The organism is Rhodococcus sp. MT28 (assembly GCF_058792695.1).
The window spans coordinates 1,183,350-1,198,165 of sequence record NZ_JBXAFD010000001.1 but is presented as its reverse complement, the minus strand read 5'-3'; the positions used below and the strand labels follow the sequence as shown (position 1 = coordinate 1,198,165).

Below are 14,816 nucleotides of genomic sequence, written 5' to 3'. Positions count from 1 at the left end.
AGTAGTTGTAAGTCATGGGCAACATCAAACTCGGACTTAATCTGGAGTTCGCGCGATACGAGAACGGCTCTTTCGATTGGGCCATGGACCAAGCTGCCGAGATCGGCTACAAGTACGTCGAGCCGATGGTGCACTGGGGTCGTGAACTGCTCAGTGCAGCAGGATATTTCCACAGCCGTTCCATGCTCGACGATCCGTTGATCCTGCGGAATGCGGCCGAAGATCGCGGTCTCAGCATCTCGTCGCTGTCGAGCCACGCGCCACTCGCCAAGCCGGAGGTGGCAGTGGAGTACTTCCGCCAGGCCATCCGCTACGCCGCGGAGGTGGGTTCTCCGATGATCATGGTCGACGATGGACCCACCCCGTCCTGGACCACGGAGGAAGAGAACTACACGCTCATGCGGTACACCCTGAAGGAGGCAGCGCTGGTCGCGGAGCCCCGGGGTATCAAGATCGCAATCGAGACCCACGGGCCGTACACCGCGACTCCGGAGCGCCTCGACAAGATCATGAATTTGGTCGACAGTCCTGCCCTGACGATCAACCTCGATACCGGAAACAGCTACCTGAGTGAGAACGATCCGCACGAGTGGCTCGAAGCCATCATCGGTCAGGTCACGCACTTGCACGCCAAGGACATTGCGGTGGACGACGCGAAACGTCTACGCGGAAAAGTGAGAGGCATGCTGGGATGCGCCTGCGGTGAAGGTGTCATCGACTGGAAGCGCATCGTCGACACGCTCGCCGCGGCCGACCACGACGTCGTCTTGTCGGTGGAGTGCGGCACGCTCGACGCCGCGAAGAAGAGCTACACCCACCTCAGCGCATTGATCGAAGCAGTCGGTCAGTAGCCGTGTTCGGTTTGGAGACGCATCCGGGAAACATGAATACAGTCGTGATCATGAACCCGTCCGTGATGAAGCAGAGGATTCCGAACGGTGAAGTACCGACCGTCGAGGAGTTCGTGACAGTCCCGCCTGCCTTACGCGCACTGCCGATCCCGCGGATCGAAGCCGTCGATGGCCGAGTACAGATCAACTAACCGAACACCGAAAGTGCTCGGGCCCAACCTCATCAGGTTGGGCCCGAGCACTTTTCGTCTCGGCGGCTGTAGTTCTGCCTCGTCTGGGGCGGTGGGGGCCAGAGGGGTGACGGAAAGGGTCTCGGATGTCCGACGCCGACGCCGACGCCGACGCCGACGCCGACGCCGACGGTGACGGTGAGTATCGGATCCGCGACACGAACAGGCCCGTCGAAAGTCGTGGTGACTTCAGACGGGCCTGTACGTCGATCTGCCTGCAGCTACAGCTGCTTACGTGACGGCCTCTGCAGGTCGAGCGCCGGTGATCATCGAGACGATCTCGTCGGCGGTGGTTTCCTTGGTGTTTCGGCACCCGACGACCTGGCCTCGCCGGAAAACGTACACCCGGTCGGTCAGTTCCAGCACCTGTTGCATGTTGTGGCTGACGATGATGACCGCGACTCCGCGTTGTTTGAGGCGTTTGATGATGTCGTGGACGTGGGCGGTCTCCTGCAGGCCCAGTGCCGCTGTGGGTTCGTCCATGATGATGAGCTTCGATCCCCAACCGGATGCGCGGGCGATGGCGATACCCTGGCGCTGGCCACCGGAAAGACCCCGAACGGTCCGGTGTACCTCGGGCACGTTCACTCCGATCTCCGTGAGCAATTCGGTTGCACGCTTGGCCATCTTGCGTCTGTTGAGCACGCTCAAGCCGCCCAAGTTGATCAGCTTCTCTTCACGCCCGAGGAACAGGTTGGTCAGGACGTCGAGGTCGTCTGCGAGTGAAAGATCCTGATAGACGGTTTCGATCCCGGCTTCGCGTGCATCGATCGGGCTTTGGAACTCACAGTCCGCACCGTCGAATCGGATGGTGCCATCACTCGACGGTTGCGCGCCGGAAAGGATCTTGACGAAGGTGGACTTGCCTGCGCCATTGTCGCCCATGATGGCGATGTGCTCACCGTGTCCGACGCTGATGGAGGCGCCTTGCAAAGCTTTGACGCCGCCGTAGAACTTGGAGAGGTTCGTAGTCTGGAGAAGAGGCTCGGTGGTGTTGGTGATAGTACTCATTGAGGTGGTTCCGATCTGGGGGGTCGTCTCGAATCAGTACGCTGCGGGAGAGTCGGCGACATTGGCGGATGTTACGGGCGGGATCGGGACGAAGATCTTGGGTTGCACCGTGCCACCGTCCAGCAGGGTCAGCATGGCGGCGACAGCTTCTCGCGCCATCTCCTTGGGATCACCGTTGATGGTTCCGTACGTGTCTCCCGCGAGGATGCTCTCGCGCATCTCTTCCGGATAGTCGTTGCCGACGAAGACGATTTCGCTTCGGCCCATAGACTTGGCCAGGCGGGCGCCCGCAGCCAATTCAGGTCCTTGTGCGACAACGGCGTTGATCTGCCCCGCCGGATACTTCGCGAGCCAGTCCTGGGTCAGGCTGATGGTCTTGTCGTTCGCCCAGTTGTTCGGCTGCTCTTCTACGAGCTTGACGTCGGGGAAGTTCTCCTGCAGTTCGGCACGGAATCCTTCCGACCGACCGATCTGCGGCCCACTGCCGAGGATGCCGGTCATCAAGGCGACGTTGCCCCGATTGCCTATTGCTCCTGCGACCATCTTCGCCTGCTCGCGTCCGACCTGAACGTCGTCGGTCCCTACGAACGAGGAGACCGGGGCGTCTTCGGACAGCGCCAGGGAGAATGCGATGACCGGGATTCCTGCTGCTTCGGCTCGTTTGATAGACGGAGTCATGCTGTCCTGGTCGCTGGGGGCGAGGAGAATGGCGTCGACCTTCTGCGTGACCAGCTGGTCCATTCCGCTACTCATCTGAGCGATGTCGTTGTGCCCGTTGACAACACTGAGCTTGTATCCCGCAGCTTCAGCTTCTTCTTGCACAGTCGAGATGGCTACGTTCATCCATGGGTCGACGCCGACGTCGTACACCACGAAGCCCAATGTCTTGTTCGCACCCGAGGAAGGTGCGGTTCCGCAGGCCGTGAGTGCGACGGCGACGAACGCAGCCAGGCAAAGGACAAATGCGGTTTGGATCGTTCGAGAAGTTCTTCTTACGGTCATGTGTTTTCACTCCTGGAATGTGGTTGGCTGCGAGGGGAATCGGATGTATCAGCGTTTGCGGGCGCTGCGGAACGCTTCGAAGCCGACTGCGAGCAGAACGGCCGTACCCGTCAGCGCCGGCTGCCAGTAAGCGGACACGCTGTACAGGTTCAACGCGTTTGTCAGGACGGTGAGCGACAGGATGCCGATCACCGCGGAGCTGATGCCGCCGACTCCGCCGGTGAGTGGTGTGCCGCCGATGATGACGGCGGCGATGGCGAGAAGTGCCCACTGTGTACCTGTTGCCGGACTCCCGATTCCGGAGATCGAGACAAGAAGAATTCCTGCGATGGCGGCGCACAGCCCGCCGATGGCATAGACGGCAATCAGAACCCGATCGACATGGATTCCGGCGCGGCGCGACCCTTCCTTGTTGCTCCCGACGGCGTAGATGTGCTGGCCGAAGAGCGTGCATCGTAAGACGAACAGCAGAATCAGGATGACCACGACGAATGTAAGACTGGCAAAGGAGATTCCGGCGATGTTCTTCAAGCCCAGATCGGTCCATCCGGAAGGAAGAGGAGCGATCGGGGTGGCGCCGGTTGCGGCGTACAGCAGTCCGGTGACGACGGCTTGTGTACCGAACGTGGCCACGAATGGGTTGATGCCGATCTTGGCTACGAGGATGCCGTTCACGAAGCCGGCGAGTAGACCGGCGACCAATCCGACGAGAATTCCGATGGCTATACCGTGCTGGAGACTGACGTACGCAGCAGCGCATCCGGCTGCCGCTGCCACGATTCCGACCGAGAGATCGAAGCCACCCGAGATAATCATCAGCTGCATACCGCCGGCAATGATTCCGACCATCGCCGCCTGTTGCAGCACGTTGAGCAGGTTGTCCGACTGCCGGAAGATCGGGTTGGCGATGCACAGAATCACCACCGATGCGACCAGTACAGTCAGCATCACCCGCTGAACGACCTGCGAAGGTGTGCTCGGCAGAATGCGTTTGAGCAGAGCCGGTAGCCATTCCTGCGAGGATGCGTGGGGCGGCTGAGGTGCCGCGGAACGAGTGGAACGGCCGACGTCATCGACAGAGATTCCCGCGCTTGGCGGCCGTTTCTGCTGGTCTTCGGTCAGGGGCATTGAGGACTCCTCGAAAGGGTGTTTCGGTGTTCGGTCGAAAGAGCGAAATCAGGTCACCCGGTCGCACGGCGTTGTGCGTGTCGAGATTCGGATCGGTGCCCTGCAGTTCGCGTTCGGTTCGAGAATCGGTAGCGATTACTCGGACGGTGGGCCGGCAGTACAGGGGCGCTGAAACAAATCTTCGGACAGGTAGGAAGCGGGTTCGCCATGTGTCTCAACTCTGTTTGGCGACCCCCGGCGAAGCCCTGGGGTTGTAGAAATACTGTCCTGTGACTGCATTCACAGCTAGACGCAAGCCGGGAAAGATGTCTCGGCTGGACGACACGTTTTGTGTAGTGTCTTTGACATGTCTTTCACGGTTGCGGACGCTCTGGAACTCTCACTGATCCGCGCGGCCGGTCCTCACGTACTCACCAGCGGAACGGATCTGGATCAACGCGAAGTCCGATGGGTTCACTCGTCCGAGATCCCCGATATCGCACGATTTCTCAGCGGCGGCGAATTGTTGCTGACGGCGGGCCTCGGTATAGGGGAAACAGAAGCCGAGCAGCGTGCTTACGTGAAGGCGGTTTCTCGAGCCGGTGCGGCAGCTCTGGTGATCGAAGAATCCGGTCGCATGTTCGATCGAGTTCCTCAAGCTGTTGTGCAGGAAGCCCAACAAATGCTGCTTCCGGTGATCGCGCTGACCCACGAAGTGTCGTTCGCCGGAGTCTCCGCCCAGGTGCACGAAATTCTGACCGAAATGCGACTTCGGAGCCTGACTCGTGAACGTGAGGTCGAAGCAACATTCTCGGGATTGCTGCTCGACGGCGCAGACCATCTCGGAATAGTGGAGACTCTGGCGGCGCTCACCGACAGCACGGTGGTTCTGGAAAACATCGCTCACCGGGTGACGGTCTATTTCTCAGTGGACGGTGTCGAATTCGACGACGACGAGTGGAATCGTCACGCCAGAGTATCGCACGACAATGAAACTGATTGTGTCCGAAGGCCCGTCGTCATGCGTGGTCAACCGTGGGGGTGGATCCACGTGCTCCAAGGACAATCGCCGACCGCGCCGTTCTCGGCTGAATTCGCGGCGGAGCGGGCAGCAGCAGCGATCGCGATCTCGCTTCTCACCGATCGTAGCCGCGAGGCGCGTGACGATCAGCGCAGTACCGCTTTGATGACACACTTGCTGCTGGGAGAAATTTCCGGCGATGAGTTCGTGAAGCAGGCCAGTCGTCTGGGGTATCGGCTCGGATCTGGCCTGATGCGAGTGTTCGTGGCCAACAAGAATACTCGTGACGATTCTGCTGGAATCCGGCCCAAGCGCAGGAGCAGTCCCAATGCGATCAGTGCCGACATGGGTGATTACATCGTCACGGTGGCGCCGGAAGTGGGTGGCCGTCCGCCGGAGATCGAGGATCTTGTCGGTTTCGTCGGTGCGGGTGTCGGTGTGAGCCGCGCTATTTCACGTGACATGGTTGCTGTCGCGCTCACTCAAGCGCGCAGTGCTGCCGCGGTCGCCCGAGCTTCTGGTGGTGTCCTTCACTTCGACGAACTGGGGGTCGAGCGGATTTTGGTGACCCTGGCGCAGGGCCCGGAACTGGCGAGCTTCGTCGAAGACGAATTGGGTCCGTTGTTGACGAAGGATGCGCACTCGGCCAGTCCGCTACTGCCGACACTGCGCGCATTTCTCAGCGTCGACGGTCGCAAGACTGAAGCGGCGGACAAGCTCTACGTGCAGCGCAGAACTCTGTACAACAGGTTGGAGCGGATCTCGACGATTCTCGGGAAATCCCTTGATGCCCCGGAAACGCGGCAGCGCTTGCTGTTGGCAGTCAAAGGTCTCGAGCTGCTGGAGGGGTCGGCGATCAGTTCGTCGCGACGTTCCGGAAGGAACTAGCATTCCGACTTCGATGAGGGGGACGGCGGTGCGGGCTGCGCGCGCGGCAGTGAGACGGCCTGTTGCCGGCAATCCGCACAGGGAACCACCGGGCAGTCCCAAGATGACGAAACCGAATCCGCTGGTGGTGAGCTCGAGTGCATTCTTGACGTCGGGTGTCCCTGTCGCCCAAGAGGCTTGGCAAGCTCCGTGAAGTGCGAAAGATGACAAGCAATGCCCATTTCGTGCGGTCGAGCACGAACGGCGACTTCGGCTAGAGCATTTCGTTGATTCCCTTCATAGAAGAGATGAGTGAATCGTATCACTAGGTGATACGATTCACTCATGTTGGTGGTGGTAAAACAAGGTGAAGGTTGAGATGTGGCGCGACAGGCGAAAGTATCGCAAACCGCGGTGTCGCGCCTACCTTCTCCCGAAGTGTCCAGTCGGGGCAATCGCCGCTGTCGACAGTACGTCTCACGGACGTCGTCGTGTGTACATATGCGGGACCTTCAGTGCAGAAACATCTTTCAGGCTACCGAGCTACGGCAGGAGTGGGGCGACGAACATGGCTGGTCACCGTATGGAGGAAGAAGTGGGGTACGTCTGTGTCACGTGTCGCCATATCGGTTCGTCGTTGCCTATGCCCAAGCCGTCTGTGCCGCTGGCCGTGCGAGCTCGATGCAACCTCTGTGGCGAGATCGACACGGCGATGTCGGGGCGGAAAGACGATGTGCCATACCGTGTCGAGCTCTTCGGGGGCTTTCGTAGAGCTTGGACGCATGCAGTCCGGTGTGGGCGAATGTGTGAACACCATCTACTGTGACGACAGGTCAACCGAAGCCAACACTCGGTTGAAACGAGACCACGATAGAATTCGTGAGATCGTCAAGGGTTACGGCGGATGATTCGTCCGGAGCAAGGGGAGTCGCTTCAGTGGTTACGATGAAGGACGTGGCGCGGGCAGCAGGCGTCTCCCAAGCCGCTGTCTCATACGCGTTCAGTAACTCTCCGAAAGTTTCTGCATCGCAGCGTGATCACATCTACGCAGTCGCTCAGTCTTTGTCCTACGCCGGGCCGAACATCGTCGGCAGTAGCCTGCGCTCCGGCCGAGTCGGAGCGGTTGGCATCATGGTGATGGAGTCGTTGGGGCACGCACTGGAAGACCCGTCGACCATGCTGTTGATGAAGGGGGTAGTCGAAGTCAACGAACTCGCCGACGTTGCCCTGACTTTGTTGCCGTTGGTCTCCAGTAGGGAAGAAGGATTCAATTCTCCCGCGGTCAGAGGTTTGGTCGACGGAGTCGTCCTGCACAATGTGACTCCTACCCACCCGATCATTGCGGCCCTGATTCACTCCGGAACGCCGGCAGTTGCGATCGATTCACCCGCGGACTGCGGCTTGCCGTTCATCGGAATCGATGATCGCGCTGCAGGATTCAAGCAGATGGCCCATCTCTTGGATCTCGGGCACCGAAGAATCGGTGTGGTCTGCGAACGTTTGAACATCGGTGGCACCGACGGGTCGATCTCCAAGACAGTTGTCGAACATTCTTCCGAGCGGGTCCAGCGAGATCGGATCCTCGGGTACTTCGATGCTGCAACTGCGCGGGGAGATGCCGGTGTCTCGATCGAGGTTTACGAGGCTTCAGGTATCGATCGTGACAGCGGCGTCCGTGCTGTCCGCTCGATGGTCGAGAAACTGAATCCGACCGCAATAGCCACGACGTCAGATGTCTTTGCCGTCGCTGCCTTGAGCGTGCTTCGTAGCATGAATATCCCAGTACCTGAGGTTGTTTCGGTTGTCGGATTCGACGATGCCCCCATCGCCGAACTCATGGATCTGACCACTGTGCGTCAACCGCTGGTGGAGAAGGGCCGCGCCGCAGCCTCCATGCTGCTCGACAATATCGACGGCGCGAAGCGAAGGCAGAAGATCTTCAAAACCAAGCTGATCGTCCGAAACTCGACAGGCCCGGTCAGCACAGTCTGAACGAGACCATGCTGACCGGGCCGGAGTGGTCAGGATCGATAGACTTTCCGGTACAGTTCGGCGATTTCCTGTGCGCTGGGCACCACCGGGTTGTTCGACGGAGAACCCGACGCCAACGCCTGGTCCGCCATCAGTGGAATGAGCTCCTCCCAGCGAGTCTCGTCGATGCCGAATGTGCGCGGACTGGGTACCTCTACGTCGACGCACAAAGTATCGATGAAGTCGACCAGCTTGTGCGAGGCCGCCTCGTCTGAGTCGCCGCGATCTGCCGCGCCCAGCTGCCTGGCGCAATCGGCGTATCGATCACGCGCCCCGGGTATGGAGAACGCGGTGATCGCCGGAAGCAGCATTGCATTGGAAAGTCCATGCGCCACATGGAAATGTGCGCCGATCGGACGACTCATCCCATGTACCAGGCACACGCTCGCATTGGAGAACGCCATACCCGCCTGAGTGGAAGCATGCATCATCTGTTCGCGCGCCTCCCGATCTGAGCCGTCACGGTACGCGCGCAAGAGGTACTCCCCGATTGTCTTCATCGCAAACAGTGCGAGCCCGTCCGAGATGGGGTTTGCCTTCTTACTGACGTAGGCCTCGATCGCGTGTGTAAGTGCGTCGACACCTGTGTCGGCCGTCAGTCTCGGCGGCATCGACATCGTGAGGTCTGAATCGACGATCGAGGCGATCGGAAGAAATGAAAGTCCAGGGCACAGCATCTTCTCGTCGGTGGTGACATCCGTGATGATCGTGAATTGTGTTGCTTCCGAGCCACTTCCTGCCGTCGTCGGGATGGCGATGATCGGAAGCGCCGGCCCCGCGTACACCCGAGGGGCTTTGAAATCGCGCATGACGCCGCCCTGCTTGAACACGACGGCAAGTGCTTTTGCCGTGTCCATCGGGCTGCCACCGCCGAAGCCGATGATCGAGTCGGCATCGTGGGCGGTCAGAGCGTCGAGACCAGCCTGTAGAGAATCGGTAGTGGGGTCGGGAACCGTCTCGGAGAAGAGTGCGGCCTTCTTTCCTGCTGCTGCAACGATCTTCAGCAATCGATCGGCTGAACCATTGCTGACCATGAATGCGTCGGTGACGAGAAGCGGACGCTCGATGTTCAGATCCGTCAGCACTTCGCCGAGACTCTCGACGGACCCAGGACCAAGTTTCAAGAACCGGGGAAATGAAATGTTGGCAACCATGCCGATCCCTTCGAATGTTGTGAATGTATTTCCCAGCCCGTGGTATTCGGACGGGATAGGGACTCAGTTGTTTTCGGGGAAGCCGAGGTTGATGCCGCCGTGGCTGGGATCGAGCCAGCGGGTAGTGACGACCTTCCCGCGGGTGAAGAAGTGGACACCCTCGGTACCGTGAGCGTGCGTGTCGCCGAACAGGCTGTTCTTCCAACCACCGAAGCTGTAGTAGGCCATGGGGACTGGAATAGGGACGTTGATCCCGACCATACCAACCTCGATCTCGTTCTGGAAGCGACGTGCTGCGCCACCGTCATTGGTGAAGATCGCGGTGCCATTCCCGAATGCACTCGAATTCACCAGGTCGAGTGCTTCGTCGTAGGAGTTCACCCGCACGACCGAGAGCACAGGGCCGAAGATTTCGTCTGTGTAGATGCTCATGTCGGTGGTGACGTGGTCGATCAGGGTCGGGCCGAGCCAGAATCCGCCCTCACCACCGTTCGCCTGCACTTGCCTGCCATCGACGACGAGTGTCGCGCCGGCGGCCTCACCGGCGTCGACGTAGGAGGCGACCTTGTCGCGGTGGGCCTTGGTCACCAGAGGGCCCATGTCTGAGTTCTTCGTGCCGTCACCGGTTTTCAGGGTGCGGGTCCGCTCGGCGATCTTGCCGACGAGTTCGTCGGCGATGTCGCCGACGACGACCAGTGCCGAGATCGCCATGCAGCGCTCGCCGGCCGAGCCGAATCCGGCGTTGACCATTGCGTCGGCGGCCAGATCGAGGTCTGCGTCAGGCAAGACGATCGCGTGGTTCTTCGCTCCTCCGAGAGCCTGAACGCGCTTTCCATGGCTGGTGCCGGTGCTGTACACGTACTGGGCGATGGGGGTTGAACCGACAAACGAAACGGCCTTGATCGCAGGGTTGGTCAGAAGTTCGTCGACAGCTGTCTTGTCGCCTTGCAGGACGTTGAACACGCCTGCTGGAAGTCCTGCCTCGGCCCAGAGTGCCGCGATCCACAGCGAAGCAGATGGAACTTTTTCGGACGGCTTGAGTACTACCGTGTTTCCGGTGGCGATCGCGATGGGGAAGAACCACATCGGGACCATCGCGGGGAAATTGAACGGCGAGATTATCGCGACCGGGCCGAGTGGTTGACGGATCGAGGTGACGTCGACGTTCGTCGAGGCATTCTCGGTCATACCGCCCTTGAGCAGGTGCGCGATGCCACAAGCGAATTCGACGACTTCCTGGCCTCTTGACACCTCGCCGAGTGCGTCGGAGAGGACTTTGCCGTGCTCGGCGGTGATTATCTCGGCGAGTTCGTGCTTGCGGGCATTGAGCAGTTCGCGGAACGCGAAGAGGATTGCGGTTCGCTTGGCGAGCGAACTGTCGCGCCAATCGGGAAACGCAGCAGCAGCTGCGTCGATAACGGCGCGTGCGTCTTGCACGCTGGCGAGCGCGACACTGCCAGTGACGGCGCCGGTCGCAGGGTTCGTGACCGGCGCGGAGTTTCCGCTCGAACCGGGGGCGATCGTGTTGTCGATCCAATGTGCGATGACAGTCATGACTATTCACTCCTGAGGCTGGGGTTGATTCGAGTCTGTGCCGCAGAATTGCCGTCGTCAACAAGTAAGATCGCAGTACTCAATGCAAAATTGCAGCCAAGAACGGGAATGGCGATGTTTACTTCTGACAACCTGCGCTTTCTGCTGGAACTGTCACGCACGGGGCGCATTTCGGATACGTCGAAGCGGCTGGGGGTCGATCAGACCACTGTCTCCAGGAGAATCTCTAGGCTTGAAAAAGACATGGGAGCAAGGCTTTTCGATCGCGGCGTCTCGGGCTGGCAGCTGACCGAGGCGGGCAGGCGATTGGTTCCCTACGCGGAGAGTATCGAGTCGACGCTACTTTCTGCGCTCGGTGAGACGACCGCCTCGGCGTCGCCGAGCCTCAACGGGACGGTCCGGATCCTGACCCCAGACGGCTTCGGTGCCTTCGTCTTGGTTCCGGGCCTGCGCTCTGTCCGTGTCCGGCACCCGGATTTGTACACCGAAGTGCTGACTTCGACTACCCACGATGTGTTGACCGGGCGTGACTTCGACGTCGCCGTCACGTTGGAGCGTCCCTCTCCCCGATCTGTGGTCGTCAGCAAACTTGCGGACTACAACTTGCGGCTTTACGCCTCGCGTCGGTATCTGGAGACGCACGAGTCGATCTCGTCGGTGGACGACCTACGTCATCACACGCTCGTCTGGTATGTGGACGCGTTCTTGGATGTCGAACCTCTGCGTATCCTCGACCGGATACTGCCCACCGGGCGGGCGCAGATCCAGACCAATAACATCGCTGGTCACTACGAGGCGGTCAGGCACGGTGTGGGAATCGCGCCCTTGCCGACATACATCGGCGCGACCGACGATGACCTCGTGCCGGTGCTGCGTGACGAGTTCGTAATTCGGAGGTCGTATTGGCTCGTTGTCCCGCGCGAGCTGATCAGATTGGCCCGCGTACGGGCGATAAGCGATGCCTTGCATGAGATTGTCGACAGGAATCCCGACCTCCATGCGCGGTGATGTGCGTTTCCTGTATTCCCCGGGTTGGGCGATGGTTGACGGTCAGTTTGTAGCGCCTGAGGAATGATCGCGATGTCAGGTGTGGACGCTGTCGAAGGGTCTTGTGGAATGTGCGAAGAGGGGTGGGTTACCCCGAGGTCTTCAACAATTCGAGGGCTGCGTTCCGGCCGGCACCGAAGGGGTGGGTGCCGATACCGATCCCGTCTGCGACGAGGGCACCTTCGTGAAGCAGCATGATTGCCTCGACGAGACGTTCGTCGGCTAGTCCGTCCGTCGCCAGAATGCGCCGGAAAAGGTCTGACATCTCCCGCTTTTGTTCGGCGATGACAGCGAACACCGGATGTGAGTGATCGCTGAACTCGGCGTGCGCGTTGATCATGCTGCACCCCTTGCCTCCGCTCGCCTTGGACCAGGAGGCGGAAGCGTCGAATACCGCACTCAACTGTTCGGCGCGGCTAGCTCCGGCTGATGCGAGCTTCTCGTCGCGAAAGATTCGCCACCGCCGATCTCGAGCCCTCAGGTATTCAACGACGAGACCGTCTTTCGAGCCGAACCGTTCGTACAAAGTCTTCTTCGTGACGCCGGCGTCCAGTGCGACGGTATCCACGCCTACGGCATGAATCCCCTTTTCGTAGAACAGCTTCGACGCAGACTCCAGAATGCGACGCGCTTTCGGAGTCAATTCGGGTGTGGATTCCTCTGCCATGGACAAAAGTATACCGATCTGTATAGTCGGACTCATGAGTAAACAGATCGGTATACCTCGGATCGTGACCTCGAGATCTGCCGTGACGGCTACCTTGTCGGTCCTGTTCGTCGCGTGCTGGAGTTCGGGATTCATCGGAGCCAAACTAGGCGCCGGCAGTGCCGGGGTCCCCACGCTGCTGATGTGGCGTTTTCTCCCGCTCGCGGTGGTACTGCTCCCGATTGTCTGGTTCTCCGCCCGGTGCCAGAACACGATGCCGACACCACGGGCTCTCGGCAGGCAGGTGGTGATCGGGATGCTCTCCCAGAGTGGCTACCTGTTGTCGGTGTACTGGGCAGTCGATCTCGGCGTGAACACCGGAACAACTGCGCTGATCGACGGTATTCAGCCGCTGGTGGCTGCCGCGCTGCTCGGTCCGGTCCTCGGTGTCGCAGTCCCGCGTATGCAGTGGGTCGGGTTGGCGATCGGAATGGGCGGCGTCGTGATGGTCACGGCAGCCGATGCCGGGGCCGGTACATCGGCGCCGTGGTGGGCGTACGCGATTCCGTTCCTGGGGATGCTCAGCCTGGTTGCATCCACCTTCGTCCAGCAACGCGCTCCCACGTCCACACCGCCACTGCAGGCTTTGGTCATCCACTGCTCAACCAGCGCAATAGTTTTCACAACTCTGGCGATCGTCTCGGATGCTGCCGCACCGCCGAGTGTCAGCACATTCTGGATCGCGTTGCTCTGGTTGATCGTGTTGTCCACCTTCGGTGGTTACGGGCTGTACTGGCTGTTGCTCCTCCGCATCGGCATTACGTCCGTCAACACCCTGATGTTCTTGATCGCCCCCGTCACCGCGGTCTGGGGCGCACTGATGTTCGGAGAATCCTTCACTCCGTTCACCGCGCTCGGCTTGGCGGTGGGCATCGTCGCCGTCGTCGTGGTCACCCGGGTGGGCAATCGCCCGAAGAAGCAGGACGAGGGCACGGATTCCTGCCCGGCGAGAGCTTCGATCACGTCGCGCTGATGAAGGCCGATCGGGATGTGAACCGCTCGCGGAGCGCGGTGAGTTGCTCTGCGGTGAGCTTCAGTCCGTTGATTGCGTAGTCCTCGACGGTGCCGAAGTGCGTGCGCATTTCGTCGAGAGCTGCGTCGAAATAGCTGTCACGGACTCCGAGGAGGGGTCGTAGCACTTCTGCGTCAACGCCTTTGCTCGCGGCGAAGTCGAGGATCGGTTCTGTCATGGGGGCCAGATCGGTGTTCGTCTCCAGGTAGTCGGCGCGTACATCGGCTTCGTCGGCCCCGAGGAGGAGTAGGAAAGAGGTCGCGGCCCACCCGGTTCGATCCTTGCCGGTGGTGCAGTGGAAAAGTGCTGCCCCGGAGCGTTTTTCGTCGATGAGGTCGAGGTAGAACGTGCGATAGGCGTCGAGAGCGGACGGCAGGCTGACGAAGTTGCGGTTGGCTTCCTCCATCTGTGCGATCCCACGTCCATCGCTGATGGTCTCGGCGTATGCGACCGGGTCCGTCATGAGTAGTCCAGTGGCCGCGGCGTTTTGGGCATTGTCGGCAAGTACGTCGAGCCAGACTGTGCGCGTCGAGTCAGGGAGATTGTCGAGTGCGCCGTCGCGCTCGGCGGCGGTCCTCAGGTCGTATACCGTCCGCACGTCCAAGTCGGCGACCGCGGCAAGGTCGTCGCCGTCGAGTTTCGCGAGAGTCGCTGAACGGTAGAGCGCGCCCGCGCGGACGGTGCCGTCCGCAACAGGAATGCCACCGAGGTCCCGGAAGTTCGGAGCGGACTTCAGGAGAACGCGGCGATCGAGCGGGTGAGTTGGCATGGCTGACTCCTTGTGGGTTCCGTTTCCGAACTGATCATTCATGCCTTCTGCACACTGCGCACGAGCTTTTCGGCATTGCGTCTCTTGATCCACTTGTCGATGACGAGGGCCATGAAGATCCACCCGCCCAATGCCGTGATCACCCACACGATGATCGGGGCGAGGATCCAGGACCCGACGCCGCTGATCTCGATACCGTCGGGGACCAGGGTCGCAACCCAGAGCGCGAGCAGTGTGGCGACCAAGCCGACACCACCCGCGAGCGGAGCTGCGTAGTGCAGTGCCACGCTGAGCACGAATGGGCCGAGAATCATGTGTGCGAGGGTGAATACACCGATAGCGGCCAAGAAGCCGTTCACGCTCAGGCTGACCCCGGGAAGAGCAAAATGCACGACGATCAGCGCTATCGCGCCGAGAACACATTGCGAAATGAGCTGAAATAACAGACGCATGG

Annotated in this window: 15 protein-coding genes; 7 read left to right on the top strand and 8 right to left on the bottom strand. The window is 60.4% G+C overall.

Annotated elements, in window-relative coordinates; genetic code table 11:
• Positions 1-14: 14 nt before the first annotated feature.
• The 3 genes from AC1Q6C_RS05755 to AC1Q6C_RS05745 all read left to right on the top strand — a co-directional run bounded on the left by AC1Q6C_RS05755 (position 15) and on the right by AC1Q6C_RS05745 (position 1,320).
• Entirely contained in the window at positions 15-851 is an 837-nt protein-coding gene (locus AC1Q6C_RS05755; RefSeq protein WP_054188413.1) for a sugar phosphate isomerase/epimerase family protein, read from the top strand.
• A gap of 50 nt (positions 852-901) precedes the next feature.
• Positions 902-1,042 (top strand): hypothetical protein, encoded by a 141-nt coding sequence (locus tag AC1Q6C_RS05750; protein ID WP_158170434.1) that lies wholly within the window; start codon positions 902-904, stop codon positions 1,040-1,042.
• 125 nt (positions 1,043-1,167) lie between these two features.
• Entirely contained in the window at positions 1,168-1,320 is a 153-nt protein-coding gene (locus AC1Q6C_RS05745) for a hypothetical protein (RefSeq protein ID WP_209909953.1), read from the top strand.
• Here AC1Q6C_RS05745 and AC1Q6C_RS05740 read toward each other — a convergent pair.
• Genes AC1Q6C_RS05740 through AC1Q6C_RS05730 form a run of 3 tightly spaced genes read right to left on the bottom strand, consistent with a single transcriptional unit; the run spans position 1,313 to position 4,222 of the window.
• Positions 1,313-2,092: an ATP-binding cassette domain-containing protein gene (locus AC1Q6C_RS05740; RefSeq protein ID WP_019745466.1), complete on the bottom strand. Its 780-nt coding sequence runs from the start codon at positions 2,090-2,092 to the stop codon at positions 1,313-1,315. The two genes, AC1Q6C_RS05745 and AC1Q6C_RS05740, sit on opposite strands and share 8 nt — an antisense overlap.
• Positions 2,093-2,125: 33 nt before the next feature.
• Complete coding sequence (locus tag AC1Q6C_RS05735; RefSeq protein WP_492666422.1) at positions 2,126-3,094, bottom strand: sugar ABC transporter substrate-binding protein; 969 nt, start codon at positions 3,092-3,094, stop codon at positions 2,126-2,128.
• A 48-nt stretch (positions 3,095-3,142) separates the two neighbouring features.
• On the bottom strand, positions 3,143-4,222 hold the full coding sequence (locus tag AC1Q6C_RS05730) for an ABC transporter permease (protein ID WP_021331893.1): 1,080 nt from the start codon (positions 4,220-4,222) through the stop codon (positions 3,143-3,145).
• 346 nt (positions 4,223-4,568) lie between these two features.
• On the opposite strand from AC1Q6C_RS05730, the gene AC1Q6C_RS05725 reads away from it, so the two are divergent.
• Both AC1Q6C_RS05725 and AC1Q6C_RS05720 read left to right on the top strand, forming a co-directional pair.
• Positions 4,569-6,110 (top strand): PucR family transcriptional regulator, encoded by a 1,542-nt coding sequence (locus tag AC1Q6C_RS05725; RefSeq protein WP_042923930.1) that lies wholly within the window; start codon positions 4,569-4,571, stop codon positions 6,108-6,110.
• 924 nt (positions 6,111-7,034) lie between these two features.
• On the top strand, positions 7,035-8,081 hold the full coding sequence (locus tag AC1Q6C_RS05720; RefSeq protein ID WP_081377525.1) for a LacI family DNA-binding transcriptional regulator: 1,047 nt from the start codon (positions 7,035-7,037) through the stop codon (positions 8,079-8,081).
• A gap of 29 nt (positions 8,082-8,110) precedes the next feature.
• On the opposite strand, the gene AC1Q6C_RS05715 is transcribed toward AC1Q6C_RS05720, so the two are convergent.
• Together AC1Q6C_RS05715 and AC1Q6C_RS05710 are read right to left on the bottom strand one after the other, a co-directional pair.
• Complete coding sequence (locus AC1Q6C_RS05715; protein WP_492666421.1) at positions 8,111-9,274, bottom strand: iron-containing alcohol dehydrogenase; 1,164 nt, start codon at positions 9,272-9,274, stop codon at positions 8,111-8,113.
• 63 nt (positions 9,275-9,337) lie between these two features.
• The gene (locus AC1Q6C_RS05710; protein WP_054188408.1) at positions 9,338-10,828 is read right to left on the bottom strand and encodes a CoA-acylating methylmalonate-semialdehyde dehydrogenase; all 1,491 of its coding nucleotides are present in this window, start codon (positions 10,826-10,828) and stop codon (positions 9,338-9,340) included.
• A gap of 114 nt (positions 10,829-10,942) precedes the next feature.
• Here AC1Q6C_RS05710 and AC1Q6C_RS05705 point away from each other — a divergent pair, with 114 nt between their 5' ends.
• Positions 10,943-11,836, top strand: coding sequence for a LysR family transcriptional regulator (locus tag AC1Q6C_RS05705; RefSeq protein ID WP_042924016.1), 894 nt, complete (start codon positions 10,943-10,945; stop codon positions 11,834-11,836).
• Between the two features lie 127 nt (positions 11,837-11,963).
• Here AC1Q6C_RS05705 and AC1Q6C_RS05700 read toward each other — a convergent pair whose 3' ends face one another.
• On the bottom strand, positions 11,964-12,542 hold the full coding sequence (locus tag AC1Q6C_RS05700; protein WP_151098287.1) for a TetR/AcrR family transcriptional regulator: 579 nt from the start codon (positions 12,540-12,542) through the stop codon (positions 11,964-11,966).
• Positions 12,543-12,576: 34 nt separating this feature from the next.
• Between AC1Q6C_RS05700 and AC1Q6C_RS05695 the strand changes: the two genes are divergently transcribed.
• Complete coding sequence (locus AC1Q6C_RS05695; RefSeq protein ID WP_230359113.1) at positions 12,577-13,554, top strand: DMT family transporter; 978 nt, start codon at positions 12,577-12,579, stop codon at positions 13,552-13,554.
• Here AC1Q6C_RS05695 and AC1Q6C_RS05690 read toward each other — a convergent pair.
• Both AC1Q6C_RS05690 and AC1Q6C_RS05685 read right to left on the bottom strand, forming a co-directional pair.
• Complete coding sequence (locus tag AC1Q6C_RS05690) at positions 13,541-14,362, bottom strand: tyrosine-protein phosphatase (protein WP_230359112.1); 822 nt, start codon at positions 14,360-14,362, stop codon at positions 13,541-13,543. The two genes, AC1Q6C_RS05695 and AC1Q6C_RS05690, sit on opposite strands and share 14 nt — an antisense overlap.
• Positions 14,363-14,400: 38 nt before the next feature.
• The gene (locus tag AC1Q6C_RS05685) at positions 14,401-14,814 is read right to left on the bottom strand and encodes a phage holin family protein (RefSeq protein ID WP_020970904.1); all 414 of its coding nucleotides are present in this window, start codon (positions 14,812-14,814) and stop codon (positions 14,401-14,403) included.
• Between the last annotated feature and the right edge of the window lie 2 nt (positions 14,815-14,816).